The following is a 13,972-nucleotide window of genomic DNA, read 5'->3' on the forward strand; positions in this document are numbered from 1 at the left end:
ACCCGCTTCCGGTTTGCGCGTTATGGGCGATTCAGCTTCTCAGGCGTCGGGCTACCCTCGCGCGATGACTGCTCTGCATGGCGTGCGTTTCGCCTTCGGCACGCTGACCGTGCTCCCCGTGCGGGTGACCCGCTGGGACCGCGACGCCGCCCGCGCCGGAATGCTCTGCGCCCCGCTCGCCGGCCTGGTCGTCGGGCTGGTCGCCGCGGCGCTCGGCGGCGTCCTGCTCCTACTGGGCGCGGGCCCGGTGCTCGCCGCCGTCGCCACGGCCGCGGTGCCGGCCGTGCTCACCCGGGGGCTGCATCTGGACGGACTGGCCGACACGGCGGACGGCCTCGGCAGCGGCAGGCCCGCGGAGGACGCGCTGCGCATCATGAAGCAGTCGGACATCGGCCCGTTCGGCGTCATCACCCTGCTGTTCGTCCTGCTGGCGCAGGTCGCCGCGCTGAGTGAGCTGTACGCGCAGGGCTGGGCGCCCGGGGCGGCCGCGGCGACCCTGTCGGCGGTCACGGCCCGCCTGGCCCTGACCCTCGCGTCCCGCAGGGGCGTCCCGGCGGCCCGCCCCGAGGGCCTCGGAGCGGCGGTCGCCGGAACCGTCCCCGTACGCCCGGCTGTCGGGGCGGTTGCACTGGTGACGGCCGCTGCGGCGGCCGCGGGCGCGCACGCCGGCCCGTACGCAGCACTGCACGCGGCCGTCGCGGTCGGGTGCGCCCTGGGCGCGGCGCAGGTGCTGCTGCGGCACTGTGTGCGCCGCTTCGGCGGGGTGACCGGCGACGTGTTCGGCGCGCTGGCGGAGACGGCGGGGACGACGGCCCTTGTGTTCCTGGTGCTGGGCGGGCCCGGTGGCACCGGGCCCGGCTAGCCGGAGCCCAGGGCGTGCGGGAGCGTGCCCCACGGGTGGGCGCCCGTGCCGGGGACCACGCAGTGGATCGCCGCACCCGCGTGGACGTCGGGCGGGGCCGCGTAGACCAGGTGGCAGAACCGCTCCGGCGGGTGCGCGGCCGTCCAGGACGGGACGCCCGCCGTGCGGTACGCGTCCCACGGACCCTCGAACGTGACCAGCACCTCGGCCAGTTCGGCGTAGGCCGGATGAGGGTGGACGCCATGGTTGAGGACCACGGTCGTGGCGCCCGCGGCCCGTGCGGTCACGGACAGGCGCCCGTAGTGCGGCAGGGCGTCCGGCCCGGAGGAGACCTGGTCGAAGAAGACGCCGTCCGCCGCGTACCAGTCGCGGTGCCGCAGGAGGTCGCCGAGGACGGCTGCGTGTGGGCGGCGGCCGTAGTCGGTGTCCACGTAACCGACGACCCGCACACCCGCGTCCCGCAGCCGGGCCGCGACCGCCGCGAACGCCGGGTCCGGCGCGGCGCCCGGGCCGCTGGCGGGATTGATGACGACGCCGTAGAGGCGGGGCGCGGCCGCGACGACGGCGTCCCAGGCGGCGGGCCGTTCGGCGGGGTGCTCGTAGTACGGCACCAGGAGTCCGCTCATACGCGGTGTGCCGTGGCGCGGCCCAGCAGGGCGCAGACGAGTCCGACGAGCACGGCCGCCGCCACCGCCGCGACGGCGAGCCCCGCCGTCCGGGGCCCCGCCGTGCCGGTGACGAGCGTCGCGGTCTGGACGAGCGCCGCCGTGCAGCACACGCCGGCCGCGAGGGTCACGGCCCCGAACGACTGGAGCAGCAGCCCGGTCCACAGCACGGTGCCGATGAGGAGCAGGGTGGCGAGCCGTACGCCGCCGAGCCCGGGGGCCCCGGACCAGAGCAGGGTGCCGACGAGCGCGAGGGCGGACAGGACGGCGAGGTATCCGGCGAGGCACTTGGCGAGCACGGCGGCGGCGGTGCGCCAGAAGGCGCGGGCCGTGGTGCTCGCCCGCAGCCCGGCGAGGCTCTCGCTGCGGAAGCGGTGCAGCAGCCACTCGGCGGGGCCCATGCTGACCGTGAGCGCGACCGCGGACGGCGCGGCGACGACGGCCCCGGTCAGCCCGCCGAGCACGTCCCCGAGGGCGGTGTACAGGACGAGCACGCCGACGCCGAGCCCGAACAGCCCGTGCGGCACGGAGGCGAGCAGCCGCGGCGCCGCGCCGCGCTCCCGACGGCTGGGGCCGGGCCTGCCGCCGCCGCCCGGGTCGGCCGCGGCCTCGGTGCGGACGCCGCCGCCCGGGTGGGCCGCCGGCAGGCCGCGCCCGACGGGCGCCCCCTCCCGCGGCGTCGCATCGCCTGCGACCCGCAGTTCGAGCACCGCCGAGGGACGGGGCGCGGCGCCCGGCCGGCTCCGGCGCGGACCGCGCAGGAACGAGCGCACCGTGCCGTACACGCCGCCTGCTCGCCGCGCCGCCGCTGGATGCGCACCGCGTGTGGTAGCGGCACCCGGCTGCCGGCCCGGGCGAGGCCCGAGGGCAGGCGCACCGGAGAACCCCGGGGCACCCGTTGCCGAGCGGCCGGGTCCTCCGCCGGCCGGAGCGCGCCGGAACCGGGACCGGACGCCCACCGGCTCGCCCCCGGCCGTGCGCCGCCGGGTCGCCGCGCCCCGCCCGGCGCCGTTCCCGCCTGCCACGTCCGCGGGATACGCACGGAGGGCGACGGCACCACGCCCATCGCCCACCTCCGGACGACGCCCGGCCGACTGACCCGCGGACAAGCCCACTCCGCACCACGCCCCCGCCCCGTGCGAGCCGGCCGCACCCGTGCCGCCCTCCGCAGCCGGACGACGCCTGCCCGGCCGCGCCGACGGGCACGCACCCGCCCCAGGCCCCGTCGCCCAGCGGCGGGACAACACGCCCGTGACCAAGGCCACCGGCCCCGACCGGGCACGCCCGCCGGCGCCGCTCCTCCCAGGGGCGGGTTCCCGCCCCTGGGAGGAGGCCCCGGTGCGCAGCGTCAGTGCCGCCGTCGTCAGCGACGCCGTCAGCGGCACCAGCAACAGGCCCGTGCGCGCCCACAGCGGCACTCCCTCGTGGAGCAGCACCAGGACCGTGCCGGCCGGGAGGGGCAGCAGGCAGCACAGCAGGGCCCGTTCGCGGCCCAGGACCAGTAGCGCCGTCGCTGCCGACAGGTAGAGCGACTGGGCCGCCGAGAAAACGGCCGACGACCACTGGCCCGGCCCTGTGAACAGCAGCGCCGCCGCCGTGCCGAGCGCGGCGCCCGCCGGGGCGCCGGCACGCAGGCAGCGGACGGCCGCCGCCCGGTCGCCGAGCGCGAGCCAGGAGTAGGCCCGGTGGGACAGCGCCTGGTTCCACATCCAGCCCGTCAGCGCGCCCGCGAGCAGCGGCGCCAGGTCCGCTCCCGCGAGCTGCGGCGCGGCCGTCACGTAGGCGAGCCCCGGCAGGGCGAAGACGAGGCCGCGCAGCAGGCAGCCGATGAGGCTCACCCGCCACGGATCGGCGGGCGGGCCGGGAGGTTCGGGGTGGGCGCGGGGGACCTTGGCGTACAGCTCCTCCGCCAGCGTGAAGGAGTCCGGGCGGCCGTAGGTGAGCCGTATGTGATCGTCCGTCATGCCGTCGGACTCCAGCACCGCCGCGATCTCGTCAGGGTGCACGGCCGCGGCGATCATGTCGTGCAGCCGGTCGGCGAGTGCGTCCATCGGGTCGGCCGCCGTCCCGCCGCGCTGCCGCGGCAAAACGGGAAGGGTGTCGATCCGCCGGCCCCGTCCCTGCCACAGGGGACCGCTCACCCGGCCACCGCCTCGGCGTACCGCGGCTCCGTCGCCGTCTCCGGGAACCCGGCGAGCTCGCGGTATATGTGGCGGAAGCCGTCCACGGACCGCGTCAGCGTGAACCGGTCGACGACCCGCTGCCGGGCCCGCGCGCCGAGCTCCGCCCGCCGCCCTGCGTCCCGCAGCAGGCCGATGGTGGCCTCGGCCATGAGCGCCGGTTCGCGCGGCGGCACCACCATGCCGGTGTCGCCGACCGCCTCCCGTACGCCGCCGACGTCCGTGGAGACAGTCGCCCGCCCACACGACATCGCCTCGATGAGGGAGAAGGGGAATCCCTCGCTGATCGAGGACAGCAGCACCACGCTGCCCGCGGCGTACGCGCGCGCCACGTCGCCGACCCGGCCCTCCCACGTGATGCCGTCCACGACGCCCAGTTCGGCCGCGAGCTTCTCCAGCCGGGTGCGGTAGGCCTCGCCGCCGTCGGGCACCCCGCCGAACAGGCGCAGCCGTACGGCGGGCAGTTCGGACCGCACCATGGCGTACGCCCTGATCAGCGTCTCCAGGTCCTTGATGGGGTCGATCCGGCCGGCCCAGGCGAGGGTGGGGACGTCCGGTTCGGGCCCGGCGGCGGGGAAGGCGTGCGGGTCGACGCCGTTGTAGACGGTGCGGATACGGTCCGCGGGCGCGCCGCCCCGCTCCTCCCAGCGCCGGTTGTAGCGGTTGCAGGGGGTGATCAGGTCGGCCCGCCGGTAGCCCAGCGAGTTCAGCTCCCGGTAGAAGCCCAGCATCAGTGCCTTCACGGGCGCGCGCTGCACCTGGACGCGGTAGCCGAGGTAGCGCTCGCGCAGGTAGATGCCGTGCTCGGTGAGCAGGAAGGGCACCTTGTCGAAGTGCTGGGCGGCGAGCGCCGGGAGTGTGGCGAGCCCGGCGCTGACGGCGTGCGCGATCGCGTCGTCGGGTATTCGCGCCGCCAGCGGGCGCAGCGCGTGCTCCAGCAGGTCGGTGGCGGTCAGCGCGTCGTGCACGGTGGGCCGGGCCGCGGCGATCTCCAGATGCGGCATCGTCCAGATCCGCGTCAGGGAGCGCAGGGCGGACTCCGTCCGCAGAGCGGCGGTCAGCAGGCCGGAGCGCGCGTAGCCGGCGAGTTCGTCGAGTGCCGCGCCGAAGTCGCGGTCGGCACCCGGGTCGAGCAGCGAGAGCAGGAAGCGTTCGTGGACGTCGAGGAAGCGGCGGCGTTCGCGCCGTGGGAGCCGGCGGCGGGCCGGCTCGGGTCCCCACAGTGGGAAGGAGGTGTGCCGGTAGACGTTCGGCGGCAGATCCCAGGCGACCGGTTCGCGCCCGCTGCCGGTGAGGGCGACGACCTGGAAGTCGACCTCCGGCATGCCGCGTACGAGCTGGTCGCACCACGTGGACACGCCCCCGTGGACGTGCGGATAGGTGCCCTCGGTGAGCATGGTGACATGGCGGCCACAGCTCAGCATGGTTCGTCCCCCCAGGACAGCGGTCGGCGAGCAGTCAGAAAATCGAGGACTCAGGTTGGGAGCCTCAGCGTGATCGCCGACTGGAAAAGCTCGGGCGTGGTCCAGGCGGACCGCGCCCCGGCGTAGGCGGAGCCGAACGCCGTGGTGGTCAGGAGCAGTTGCTTGACGGTGCCCGGGGGCGCGGTGACGGGCGCGGCCACGCCGGACGGGGTCCTCACGGTGACGGTGTCGCCAATGCGGTACGCGGTGACCCTGCCCGCCGCGAGGGCCGCCTGCCACGCGGCGCGCCGCTGGAGTTCGGTGCCGGTCTCCCGCTGGCGGGGGTTGACGAGCGGGGTGTTCTCCGCGAACAGGGCTCGGTAGTCGGCCAGGACCTTGTCGAGCACCGGGTAGAGGATGCGGTCCTCGGCGAGGTTGGACTGGTGGACGTAGTGCGGGCGCGGATCGCCCGCGACGACATGGCCGAGCGCGGTACGGGCCTCCTGCGGCACGATGCGGGTGGCAAAGCCGGTGGCGGTGTCGAGCGGCTCGGAGAGGCAGGTGGAGGCCGGGTCGGTCTCGCAGACGCCGCTGCCGCCGTCGGCCGCCGAAGTGTAGATCCAGTTGTATTCGTCGGTCATCTCGGCCGCGGTGCCCACGTTGTAGTAGACGTTCATCGGGTGGCGAGGCACGGTGCGGGCGGTGCCCACGGGACGCTGCTGCGGTTCGCGGGAGTTGTCGCTCGCGAGCCACCTGACGCCGTTGTCGGCGAGGGCGCCCGCGAGGTTCGGGTTGTCCGACGGCTGCTGCGGGAGGGTCTTCAGGCCGGAGTGCTCGCCGGTGACGAGTTCGGTGCGGTCGACGGAGAGGCCCTTGCGCACGGCCCAGTCGTGGTTGTCGCGGATCTGCGCGGAGATCTCGGCGCGGCTGGTCCAGCGGGTGTTGCCCGCGGCGTCCTTCGCGCACTGCCAGGGCACGACCGACACGTCCTGGACGCAGCCGAGGAAGGGGTGCGTGTAGGTGTGGTTGATCCAGCGGTACTGCGCCTTGTCGGCGAGGAGCCGGTCGGTGAGCGGGTCGCTGCCTCCGTGCTCGGCCTTCCATTCCTCGCCCGAGCCCGCGTTGTGGACCATGTCGAGCGTGAAGCCGGCGGTGCGCTGCCAGGCCGCGGCGTTCGCGGCGTCGGCCGCGGTCATCCGGATCGGGGCGGTCTCCTCGCCTTCGCCGACGCAGTCGAAGTCGCCCGGGGTGCAGTTGCGCTCGGTGTCCCAGCGGGCGTCGGAGGCGAAGACGTCGTCGACGTGGACGGAGAAGTAGTGGCGGCTCTGTCCGAGATGGACGCCCTGGGTGAGCCACTCGACGATGCCGCGGGCCAGGACGCGGAACTGCCGCTGGTGCCGGTTGTAGGCGAAGGTCACCACCAGCTCGCGGCGTCCGTCGTGGGCGTACTCGCCGATGAGGCTGCCGCGGGCGGCGCCGTCGCCGACGGGTGTGTCGAGGTAGCTGGTGAAGCCCTCCCTCGGCCTGCCCGCGTAGCCGTGGCTCTCCGTCACGCTCAGCGAGTTGTCCTCGAAGGCGACGGGCCCGTCGAGGTAGCCGAAGGGGCCCGAACGGCCGGCCGCGGTGAGCGCGGTCGGGGCGCCGTCGAGCGTGCCCGCGTATCCGCCGTTGTCCGTGTACTCCAGTCCGACCCCCGGATGTGACCAGGTATGGGCGTCGACCTGACGAATCCCGAACGTCTTCTCGTACGCGAACAGGGCCGCGTTCTCGGCCGCGCCCGCGGCCGTGTCCGCGCCGAACGGGTCCTCGTCCGGGACGACCACGCCCTGGTACCTGGCGCGCGGCCGGCCGTCGACGGTGTCGCTGAGGAACGCGGCGTCCACGACGGGCCGGCCGGGGTCGGTCAGGTCGATCCTCCGGTACGGCACCCCCGTGCCCTGCAGTTCGGAGACGATCGCGTCGACCGCGCCGCCGCCGTCGTCGACGACGAGGACGGTCAGGTCGATGCGCGGCGGCGGCGCCTCGGCGGCCGAGGCGGCCGGGACGGCTGTCGCCAGCGTCGCGGCGGCGACGGCCGTCACGGCGGCTCTGCCCATCCGTGATCCGTGCAACTCCATGTGATTTCCCCCTTGCACGCCCTCCCGGTGGCCCGGTCGGGCACGAGGAGGATCTGTGGAGATGATGCAAAGGAGCATGGGGCCCCCTTGCCCGAACGGGCGGAGTGTGGCCGACCTCTCACGACCTTTGGCCTAAACATGACAGAGACACCACGGAGAGGTGAAACGCCGCCGCCGTGATCGAGACAGGTGACCGCGCGTAGGCTCTTCCCCGGCATGGGGATGCCGATCCATCCCGTGTACGGCCCGCTGCGGCCCCGGAACTCAATGGAAGCGAGATTTCACCACCGTGACTGCTCTCACTCTCAGCACTGCCGGCGCGGCGACGCTGCGCGCCGACGCCGTCGTCATCGGTGTCGCCAAGGGGGCCAAGGGCCCGGTGGTCGCACCGGGCGCGGAGGCCGTGGACCAGGCGTTCGACGGGAAGCTCGCCAGCGTCCTGGAGACCTTGGGTGCGAGTGGTGCCGAGGGGGAGGTGACCAAGCTCCCCGCCCCCGGCGGCATCAAGGCGCCGGTCGTCCTGGCGGTCGGACTCGGCTCGGCGCCCGAGCAGGACGACGCGTACGACACCGAGGCGCTGCGCCGTGCGGCGGGCAGCGCGGCCCGCGCGCTGACCGGCTCGAAGAAGGCCGCGTTCGCGCTGCCGATAGAGGCCGCCGAGGACGCGGAGGCCATCGCGGAGGGCGCCCTGCTCGGCGCGTACGCCTTCACCGCCTACCAGGGGAAGGCCGACCAGAACGGCGCGAAGAAGCCGCTGGCCGAGGTGGCGCTGCTCGGCGCGAAGCCGCGCGACAAGGCGTTCAAGGCCGCGGCCGAGCGGGCGATCGCCCTCACCGAGGAGATCAACCGCGCCCGCGACCTGATCAACACACCGCCCAACGACCTCACCCCCGAGGCCTTCGCCGCGATCGTCACCGCCGCAGGCAAGGAACACGGCGTCAAGGTGCAGGTGCTGGACGAGAAGGCGCTCGTCAAGGGCGGCTTCGGCGGCATCCTCGGCGTCGGCCAGGGCTCGCAGAACCCGCCGCGCCTGGTGAAGCTCTCCTACTCGCACTCCAAGGACGCCAAGCACCTGGCCCTGGTCGGCAAGGGCATCACCTACGACTCGGGCGGCATCTCCCTGAAGCCGGCCGGTCACAACGAGACGATGAAGTGCGACATGTCCGGTGCCGCAGCGGTCTTCGCCGCCGTCGTCGCGGCCGCCCGCCTGGGCCTCGCGGTCAACGTCACCGGCTGGCTGGCGCTCGCCGAGAACATGCCGTCCGGCTCGGCCACCCGCCCTGGTGACGTGCTGCGCATGTACAGCGGCAAGACGGTCGAGGTGCTCAACACCGACGCCGAGGGCCGCCTGGTGCTCGCCGACGCGCTGACGAAGGCGTCGGAGGAGAACCCGGACGCGATCGTCGACGTGGCGACCCTGACCGGTGCGATGGTGCTGGCGCTGGGCAGCCGCACGTTCGGGATCATGTCCAACGACGACGCGTTCCGTACCTCGATCCACGAGATCGCCGAGGAGGTCGGCGAGGCGTCCTGGCCGATGCCGCTCCCCTCCGATCTGCGCAAGGGCATGGAATCGCCGACCGCCGACATCGCCAACATGGGCGAGCGGATGGGCGGCGGCCTGGTGGCCGGCCTGTTCCTGAAGGAGTTCGTGGGCGAGGGCATCACCTGGGCGCACCTGGACATCGCGGGCCCGGCGTTCCACGAGGGCGCGCCGTACGGCTACACGCCCAAGGGCGGCACGGGTTCGTCGGTCCGCACGCTGGTGAAGCTGGCTGAGCGCACGGCCGCCGGCGACCTGGGCTGACAGGGGGCGGGCTGACACAGTCGGCCCCGCCGGTGTCGAGGCGCCGGGGATCCGCGCGCCCGCAGGCGTAGGGGAGGAGCCTCCGGTTCCCCTCTACGCCCCGGTAACCGCAAAAGCGCTCAAGCTCACCATCTCAAGCTCCGGCCCCGCGTCCCGCCGTCCGTCGACAAGTGCAAAGATGGGTTCTCGGCAGGACAGGGCCCCCACCACAGGGCCGAAGACCAAGCGGCCGAACACCAGCCGCCGCCCGTCATCGACGACGGCGAACGGCGCACATGCATGGAGGACGTGACGTGGCGAACGACGCCAGCACCGTTTTCGACCTAGTGATCCTCGGCGGCGGTAGCGGCGGTTACGCTGCGGCGCTGCGCGGAGCTCAGCTGGGCCTGGACGTCGCACTGATCGAAAAGAACAAGCTCGGCGGCACCTGCCTGCACAACGGATGCATTCCCACCAAGGCTCTGCTGCACGCCGGTGAGATCGCCGACCAGGCTCGCGAGGCCGAGCAGTTCGGTGTCAAGACCTCGTTCGAGGGCATCGACATCGCCGGTGTCCACAAGTACAAGGACGACGTGATCTCCGGCCTGTACAAGGGCCTGCAGGGTCTCGTCGCCTCCCGCAAGGTGACCTACATCGAGGGTGAGGGCCGACTGTCCTCCCCCACCTCCGTCGATGTGAACGGCCAGCGCATCCAGGGCCGTCACGTCCTCCTGGCGACGGGCTCCGTGCCCAAGTCGCTGCCCGGCCTGGACATCGACGGCAACCGCATCATCTCTTCGGACCACGCCCTCACGCTGGACCGCGTCCCGCAGTCCGCGATCATCCTGGGCGGCGGCGTCATCGGCGTCGAGTTCGCCTCGGCGTGGAAGTCCTTCGGCACCGACGTCACCGTCATCGAGGGGCTCAAGCACCTGGTCCCGGTCGAGGACGAGAACTCCTCCAAGCTTCTTGAGCGCGCGTTCCGCAAGCGCGGCATCAAGTTCAACCTGGGCACCTTCTTCGAGAAGGCCGAGTACACCGAGACCGGTGTACGCGTCACCCTCGCGGACGGCAAGACCTTCGAGGCCGAGGTCCTGCTGGTCGCCATCGGCCGCGGCCCGGTCTCGGCCGGCCTCGGCTACGAGGAGCAGGGCGTCGCGATGGACCGCGGCTACGTCCTGGTCGACGAGTACATGCAGACCAATGTGCCCACCGTCTCCGCGGTCGGCGACCTGGTCCCGACCCTCCAGCTCGCGCACGTCGGGTTCGCCGAGGGCATCCTGGTGGCGGAGCGGCTGGCCGGTCTCAAGACCGTCCCGATCGACTACGACGGCGTGCCGCGGGTGACGTACTGCCACCCCGAGGTCGCCTCCGTCGGTATCACCGAGGCCAAGGCCAAGGAGATCTACGGCGCGGACAAGGTCGTCGCTCTGAAGTACAACCTCGCGGGCAACGGCAAGAGCAAGATCCTGAAGACCGCGGGCGAGATCAAGCTCGTCCAGGTCAAGGACGGTGCCGTGGTCGGCGTCCACATGGTCGGTGACCGTATGGGCGAGCAGGTCGGTGAAGCGCAGCTGATCTACAACTGGGAGGCTCTGCCGGCCGAGGTCGCGCAGCTCATCCACGCGCACCCGACGCAGAACGAGGCGCTCGGCGAGGCCCACCTGGCCCTGGCCGGCAAGCCGCTGCACTCCCACGACTGATCAGTCCGGGCGCGACGACCACTTCCGCACATCGTTAAGGAGCAACTGAAACCATGGCGGTTTCCGTAACCCTTCCGGCGCTCGGCGAGAGCGTCACCGAGGGCACCGTCACCCGCTGGCTGAAGGCCGAGGGTGAGCGCGTCGAGGCCGACGAGCCGCTGCTCGAGGTCTCCACCGACAAGGTCGACACCGAGATCCCGGCCCCGGCTTCCGGTGTCCTGTCCTCCATCAAGGTCGCCGAGGACGAGACCGTCGAGGTCGGCGCCGAGCTGGCCGTCATCGACGACGGCACCGGAGCCCCGGCCGAGGCGCCGGCCGCGGCCGCCGCCGAGGCTCCGGCCCCGGCGCAGGAGGCCCCCGCCCCGCAGGCCGCCCCGTCCACCGAGGCCGAGGCACCCGCCCCGGCCCCGACGGCCGAGGCCGCGTCCGGCGGCGGTTCCGCCCAGGGCACCGACGTCGTCCTCCCCGCGCTCGGCGAGAGCGTCACCGAAGGCACCGTCACCCGCTGGCTGAAGGAGGTCGGCGAGGAGGTCTCGGAGGACGAGCCCCTGCTCGAGGTCTCCACCGACAAGGTCGACACCGAGATCCCGGCCCCGGCTTCCGGTGTGCTGCTGGAGATCGTGGTCGGCGAGGACGAGACCGCCGAGGTCGGCGCCAAGCTGGCCGTCATCGGCGCTCCGGGTGCGGCTCCGGCCGCTGCCCCGGCTCCCGCGGCTCCGGCCCCGGCCGCCCCCGTGGCTCCGGCGCCCGCGCCTGCTGCCCCGGCCGCTCCGGCCCCGGCTCCGGCGCCTGCCGCCCCGGCTCCGGCCGCCGCTGCCCCGGCAGCTCCGGCCCCCGCCCCGACCGCCGCTGCCCCGGCCGCGCCCGCCCCGGCCGCCGCCGTGGAGACGAGCGACGCCTACGTGACCCCGCTGGTCCGCAAGCTCGCCGCCGAGAACGGCGTCGACCTCGGCGCGGTCAAGGGCACCGGCGTCGGCGGTCGCATCCGCAAGCAGGACGTCATCGCCGCAGCGGAGGCCGCCAAGGCCGCCGTCCCGGCGCCCGCCGCCGCTGCCGCTCCGGCCGCGCCGCAGGCTCCGAAGCTGGAGGCGTCCCCGCTGCGCGGTCAGACGGTCAAGATGACCCGCATGCGCAAGGTCATCGGCGACAACATGATGAAGGCGCTGCACGGCCAGGCCCAGCTGACCTCGGTCGTCGAGGTCGACATCACCAAGCTGATGAAGCTGCGCGCCCGGGCGAAGGACGCGTTCGCGGCTCGCGAGGGCGTCAAGCTCTCCCCGATGCCGTTCTTCGTCAAGGCGGCGGCCCAGGCGCTGAAGGCCCACCCGGTCGTCAACGCCCGGATCAACGAGGACGAGGGCACCATCACGTACTTCGACTCGGAGAACATCGGCATCGCCGTGGACTCCGAGAAGGGTCTGATGACGCCGGTCATCAAGGGTGCGGGCGACCTGAACATCGCCGGCATCGCCAAGAGGACCGCCGAGCTCGCCGGCGCCGTGCGCGCCAACAAGATCACGCCGGACGACCTCGCCGGTGCGACCTTCACCATCAGCAACACCGGCTCGCGCGGTGCGCTGTTCGACACGATCATCGTGCCGCCGAACCAGGTCGCCATCCTGGGAATCGGTGCCACGGTCCGCCGTCCGGTGGTCGTGAACCACCCGGACCTCGGCGAGACGATCGCGGTGCGCGACATGACGTACGTCGCGCTCTCCTACGACCACCGCCTGGTGGACGGTGCCGACGCGGCCCGCTACCTGACGGCCGTCAAGGCGATCCTCGAGGCGGGCGAGTTCGAGGTCGAGCTCGGCCTGTAGCACCGGCCGTGTAACCAGCCTCACCGACGGCGCCCCCGCTGGGAGTACATCCCGGCGGGGGCGCCGCCGTATTGTCTAGGGGTCACAGGTCAACGCGGCTTTAAGGAGCGCTCCATGACCGTCCCCGTCGTCCACTCGCTGCGCGATCAGATCCGCGAGCACATCGTGGAGGGGATCGTCAGCGGCCGTTGGAAGCCCGGGGAACGCATCGTCGAGCGCCGTATCGCGACCGAGCTGGAGGTCTCCCAGACCCCGGTGCGCGAGGCGCTGCGCGAGCTGGAGTCGCTGCGGCTGATCGAGTCGGCGCCCAACAAAGGCGTACGGGTGCGGAATCTGACCGCCGCCGACCTGGAGGAGAGCTACCCGGTCCGCGCCGGCCTGGAGCAGATCGCGGCCGAACTGGCCGCGGAGCGGCTGGCGGCCGACTGCTCGGCGCTGGAGCCGCATGTGGCGGCGCTGTACGAGGCGGACCGGACGAGCGACTCGGCGGCGCAGGTCCGCCACACGGTGGCGTTCCACCGGGAGCTGGTGCGCGCCGCGTCCAACAGCGTCCTGCTGCACACCTGGGAGGGGCTCGGGATCGAGGTCTTCACGGCGCTGTCCATCCGCTGGCTGGGGACGGTACAGAAGTCGTACGCGGAGGAGCACCAGGAGCTGGTGGAGGCGTTCCGTCGGCGCGACCCGTCGATCGGCGCGCTGGTGAAGGCCCACGTTCTCGGCTGCGCGCCGCGCGCCTGACGGCGCGCGGACCGGATCGCGCCCTCGTGCGCGGCCGACCCCGTGAGCGCGGCGTGCTCGGGCTGACCAGGCTTCACGTGCGTGTGCCCTTGGGCGGACGGCGTACCGGTTACGCTCCCGGGCGCGGCCGGCCCCGTGAGCGTAACGCCCCCTCGGCCGGGCCTGGCTTCTCGGGCTCGGCCCGGTCCGTGGGCCTGGCGTGGGGCCGCTCCGGGGCTCGAATTCGGGACTGCTCTCACGAATCTGCGTTGCGGTAACCAACGACGCCTCACGTCCCGAACACGACCCCTGCGCGTCCCCACCCCCCGCCGGGCGGTACGTGGTGGCCGTGCGTGGGCCGCGGCCCGCACTTACCCAGATGGGCAGCGATGCCGTCCGGGGACGACCACCGGGCGGAACGAGGAACGCGCGCCGGAGGGGGTCGGGTCGGAGGAGGGGTGCCCGGACGTAAGGCGTCGTGAGATACCGCAACGTTCGGTAGCCGGAAAGCAGTCCGGGTACCCATCCCGGAGGCCCCGGCCCTCGCACCACCCCTCGGGCAGGGGCACCTGGGTGTGCAACGGTCCCCGGACACAGGGTGCGCCCGGAAAGAGTGCATTTGAACCGGCACCGCGTGCCCACTTTTGCGGCACCGGATGCCAATTCCTCCCCAGGCTTTGATCGATCATCGATCAGAGACATACAGTCGACGACGGGTT

9 protein-coding genes are annotated in these 13,972 nt (G+C 73.3%); 5 read left to right on the forward strand and 4 right to left on the reverse strand.

Going from position 1 to position 13,972, the window contains the following annotated elements:
* The first annotated feature begins 64 nt into the window (after positions 1 to 64).
* Positions 65 to 862 (forward strand): adenosylcobinamide-GDP ribazoletransferase, encoded by a 798-nt coding sequence (locus tag ACH5AF_RS15600; protein ID WP_398902177.1) that lies wholly within the window; start codon positions 65 to 67, stop codon positions 860 to 862.
* Here the strand turns inward: ACH5AF_RS15600 and ACH5AF_RS15605 are convergent.
* The 4 genes from ACH5AF_RS15605 to ACH5AF_RS15620 are packed head-to-tail and all read right to left on the reverse strand — an operon-like array spanning position 859 to position 7,206.
* The gene (locus ACH5AF_RS15605; protein ID WP_398902178.1) at positions 859 to 1,488 is read right to left on the reverse strand and encodes a spherulation-specific family 4 protein; all 630 of its coding nucleotides are present in this window, start codon (positions 1,486 to 1,488) and stop codon (positions 859 to 861) included. The genes ACH5AF_RS15600 and ACH5AF_RS15605 overlap by 4 nt on opposite strands.
* Complete coding sequence (locus tag ACH5AF_RS15610; protein ID WP_398902179.1) at positions 1,485 to 3,668, reverse strand: hypothetical protein; 2,184 nt, start codon at positions 3,666 to 3,668, stop codon at positions 1,485 to 1,487. Before ACH5AF_RS15610 ends, ACH5AF_RS15605 begins: the two co-directional genes overlap by 4 nt.
* Complete coding sequence (gene pelF, locus ACH5AF_RS15615; protein WP_398902180.1) at positions 3,665 to 5,131, reverse strand: GT4 family glycosyltransferase PelF; 1,467 nt, start codon at positions 5,129 to 5,131, stop codon at positions 3,665 to 3,667. The genes ACH5AF_RS15610 and pelF overlap by 4 nt, the downstream gene beginning before the upstream one ends.
* A 50-nt stretch (positions 5,132 to 5,181) precedes the next feature.
* Positions 5,182 to 7,206 carry a hypothetical protein gene (locus ACH5AF_RS15620; protein WP_398902181.1) on the reverse strand — a complete coding sequence of 675 codons (2,025 nt, stop codon included), beginning with the start codon at positions 7,204 to 7,206 and terminating at the stop codon, positions 5,182 to 5,184.
* Between the two features lie 310 nt (positions 7,207 to 7,516).
* Here ACH5AF_RS15620 and ACH5AF_RS15625 point away from each other — a divergent pair, with 310 nt between their 5' ends.
* From ACH5AF_RS15625 to ACH5AF_RS15640, 4 genes are all read left to right on the forward strand, one after another.
* A complete protein-coding gene (locus tag ACH5AF_RS15625; protein ID WP_398902182.1) occupies positions 7,517 to 9,034 on the forward strand; it encodes a leucyl aminopeptidase in 1,518 nt (505 codons plus the stop codon).
* A gap of 293 nt (positions 9,035 to 9,327) precedes the next feature.
* Positions 9,328 to 10,716, forward strand: a complete 1,389-nt coding sequence (gene lpdA / locus ACH5AF_RS15630; protein ID WP_398902183.1) for a dihydrolipoyl dehydrogenase — start codon at positions 9,328 to 9,330, stop codon at positions 10,714 to 10,716.
* Positions 10,717 to 10,769: 53 nt separating this feature from the next.
* Positions 10,770 to 12,536: a 2-oxoglutarate dehydrogenase, E2 component, dihydrolipoamide succinyltransferase gene (gene sucB / locus ACH5AF_RS15635; RefSeq protein ID WP_398902184.1), complete on the forward strand. Its 1,767-nt coding sequence runs from the start codon at positions 10,770 to 10,772 to the stop codon at positions 12,534 to 12,536.
* A gap of 114 nt (positions 12,537 to 12,650) precedes the next feature.
* The gene (locus ACH5AF_RS15640) at positions 12,651 to 13,274 is read left to right on the forward strand and encodes a GntR family transcriptional regulator (protein WP_398902185.1); all 624 of its coding nucleotides are present in this window, start codon (positions 12,651 to 12,653) and stop codon (positions 13,272 to 13,274) included.
* The last annotated feature ends 698 nt before the right edge of the window (positions 13,275 to 13,972 follow it).

Origin of the sequence: Streptomyces sp. NPDC018833 (assembly GCF_044390825.1) — a bacterium.
GTDB lineage: Bacteria > Actinomycetota > Actinomycetes > Streptomycetales > Streptomycetaceae > Streptomyces.

Coding starts and splice junctions, on each gene's coding strand:
- ACH5AF_RS15600 (WP_398902177.1), top strand. CDS start 65: ATGACTGCTCTGCATGGCGTGCGTTTCGCCTTCGGCACGCTGACCGTG.
- ACH5AF_RS15605 (WP_398902178.1), bottom strand. CDS start 1,488: ATGAGCGGACTCCTGGTGCCGTACTACGAGCACCCCGCCGAACGGCCC.
- pelF (WP_398902180.1), bottom strand. CDS start 5,131: ATGCTGAGCTGTGGCCGCCATGTCACCATGCTCACCGAGGGCACCTAT.
- ACH5AF_RS15620 (WP_398902181.1), bottom strand. CDS start 7,206: ATGGGCAGAGCCGCCGTGACGGCCGTCGCCGCCGCGACGCTGGCGACA.
- sucB (WP_398902184.1), top strand. CDS start 10,770: ATGGCGGTTTCCGTAACCCTTCCGGCGCTCGGCGAGAGCGTCACCGAG.
- ACH5AF_RS15640 (WP_398902185.1), top strand. CDS start 12,651: ATGACCGTCCCCGTCGTCCACTCGCTGCGCGATCAGATCCGCGAGCAC.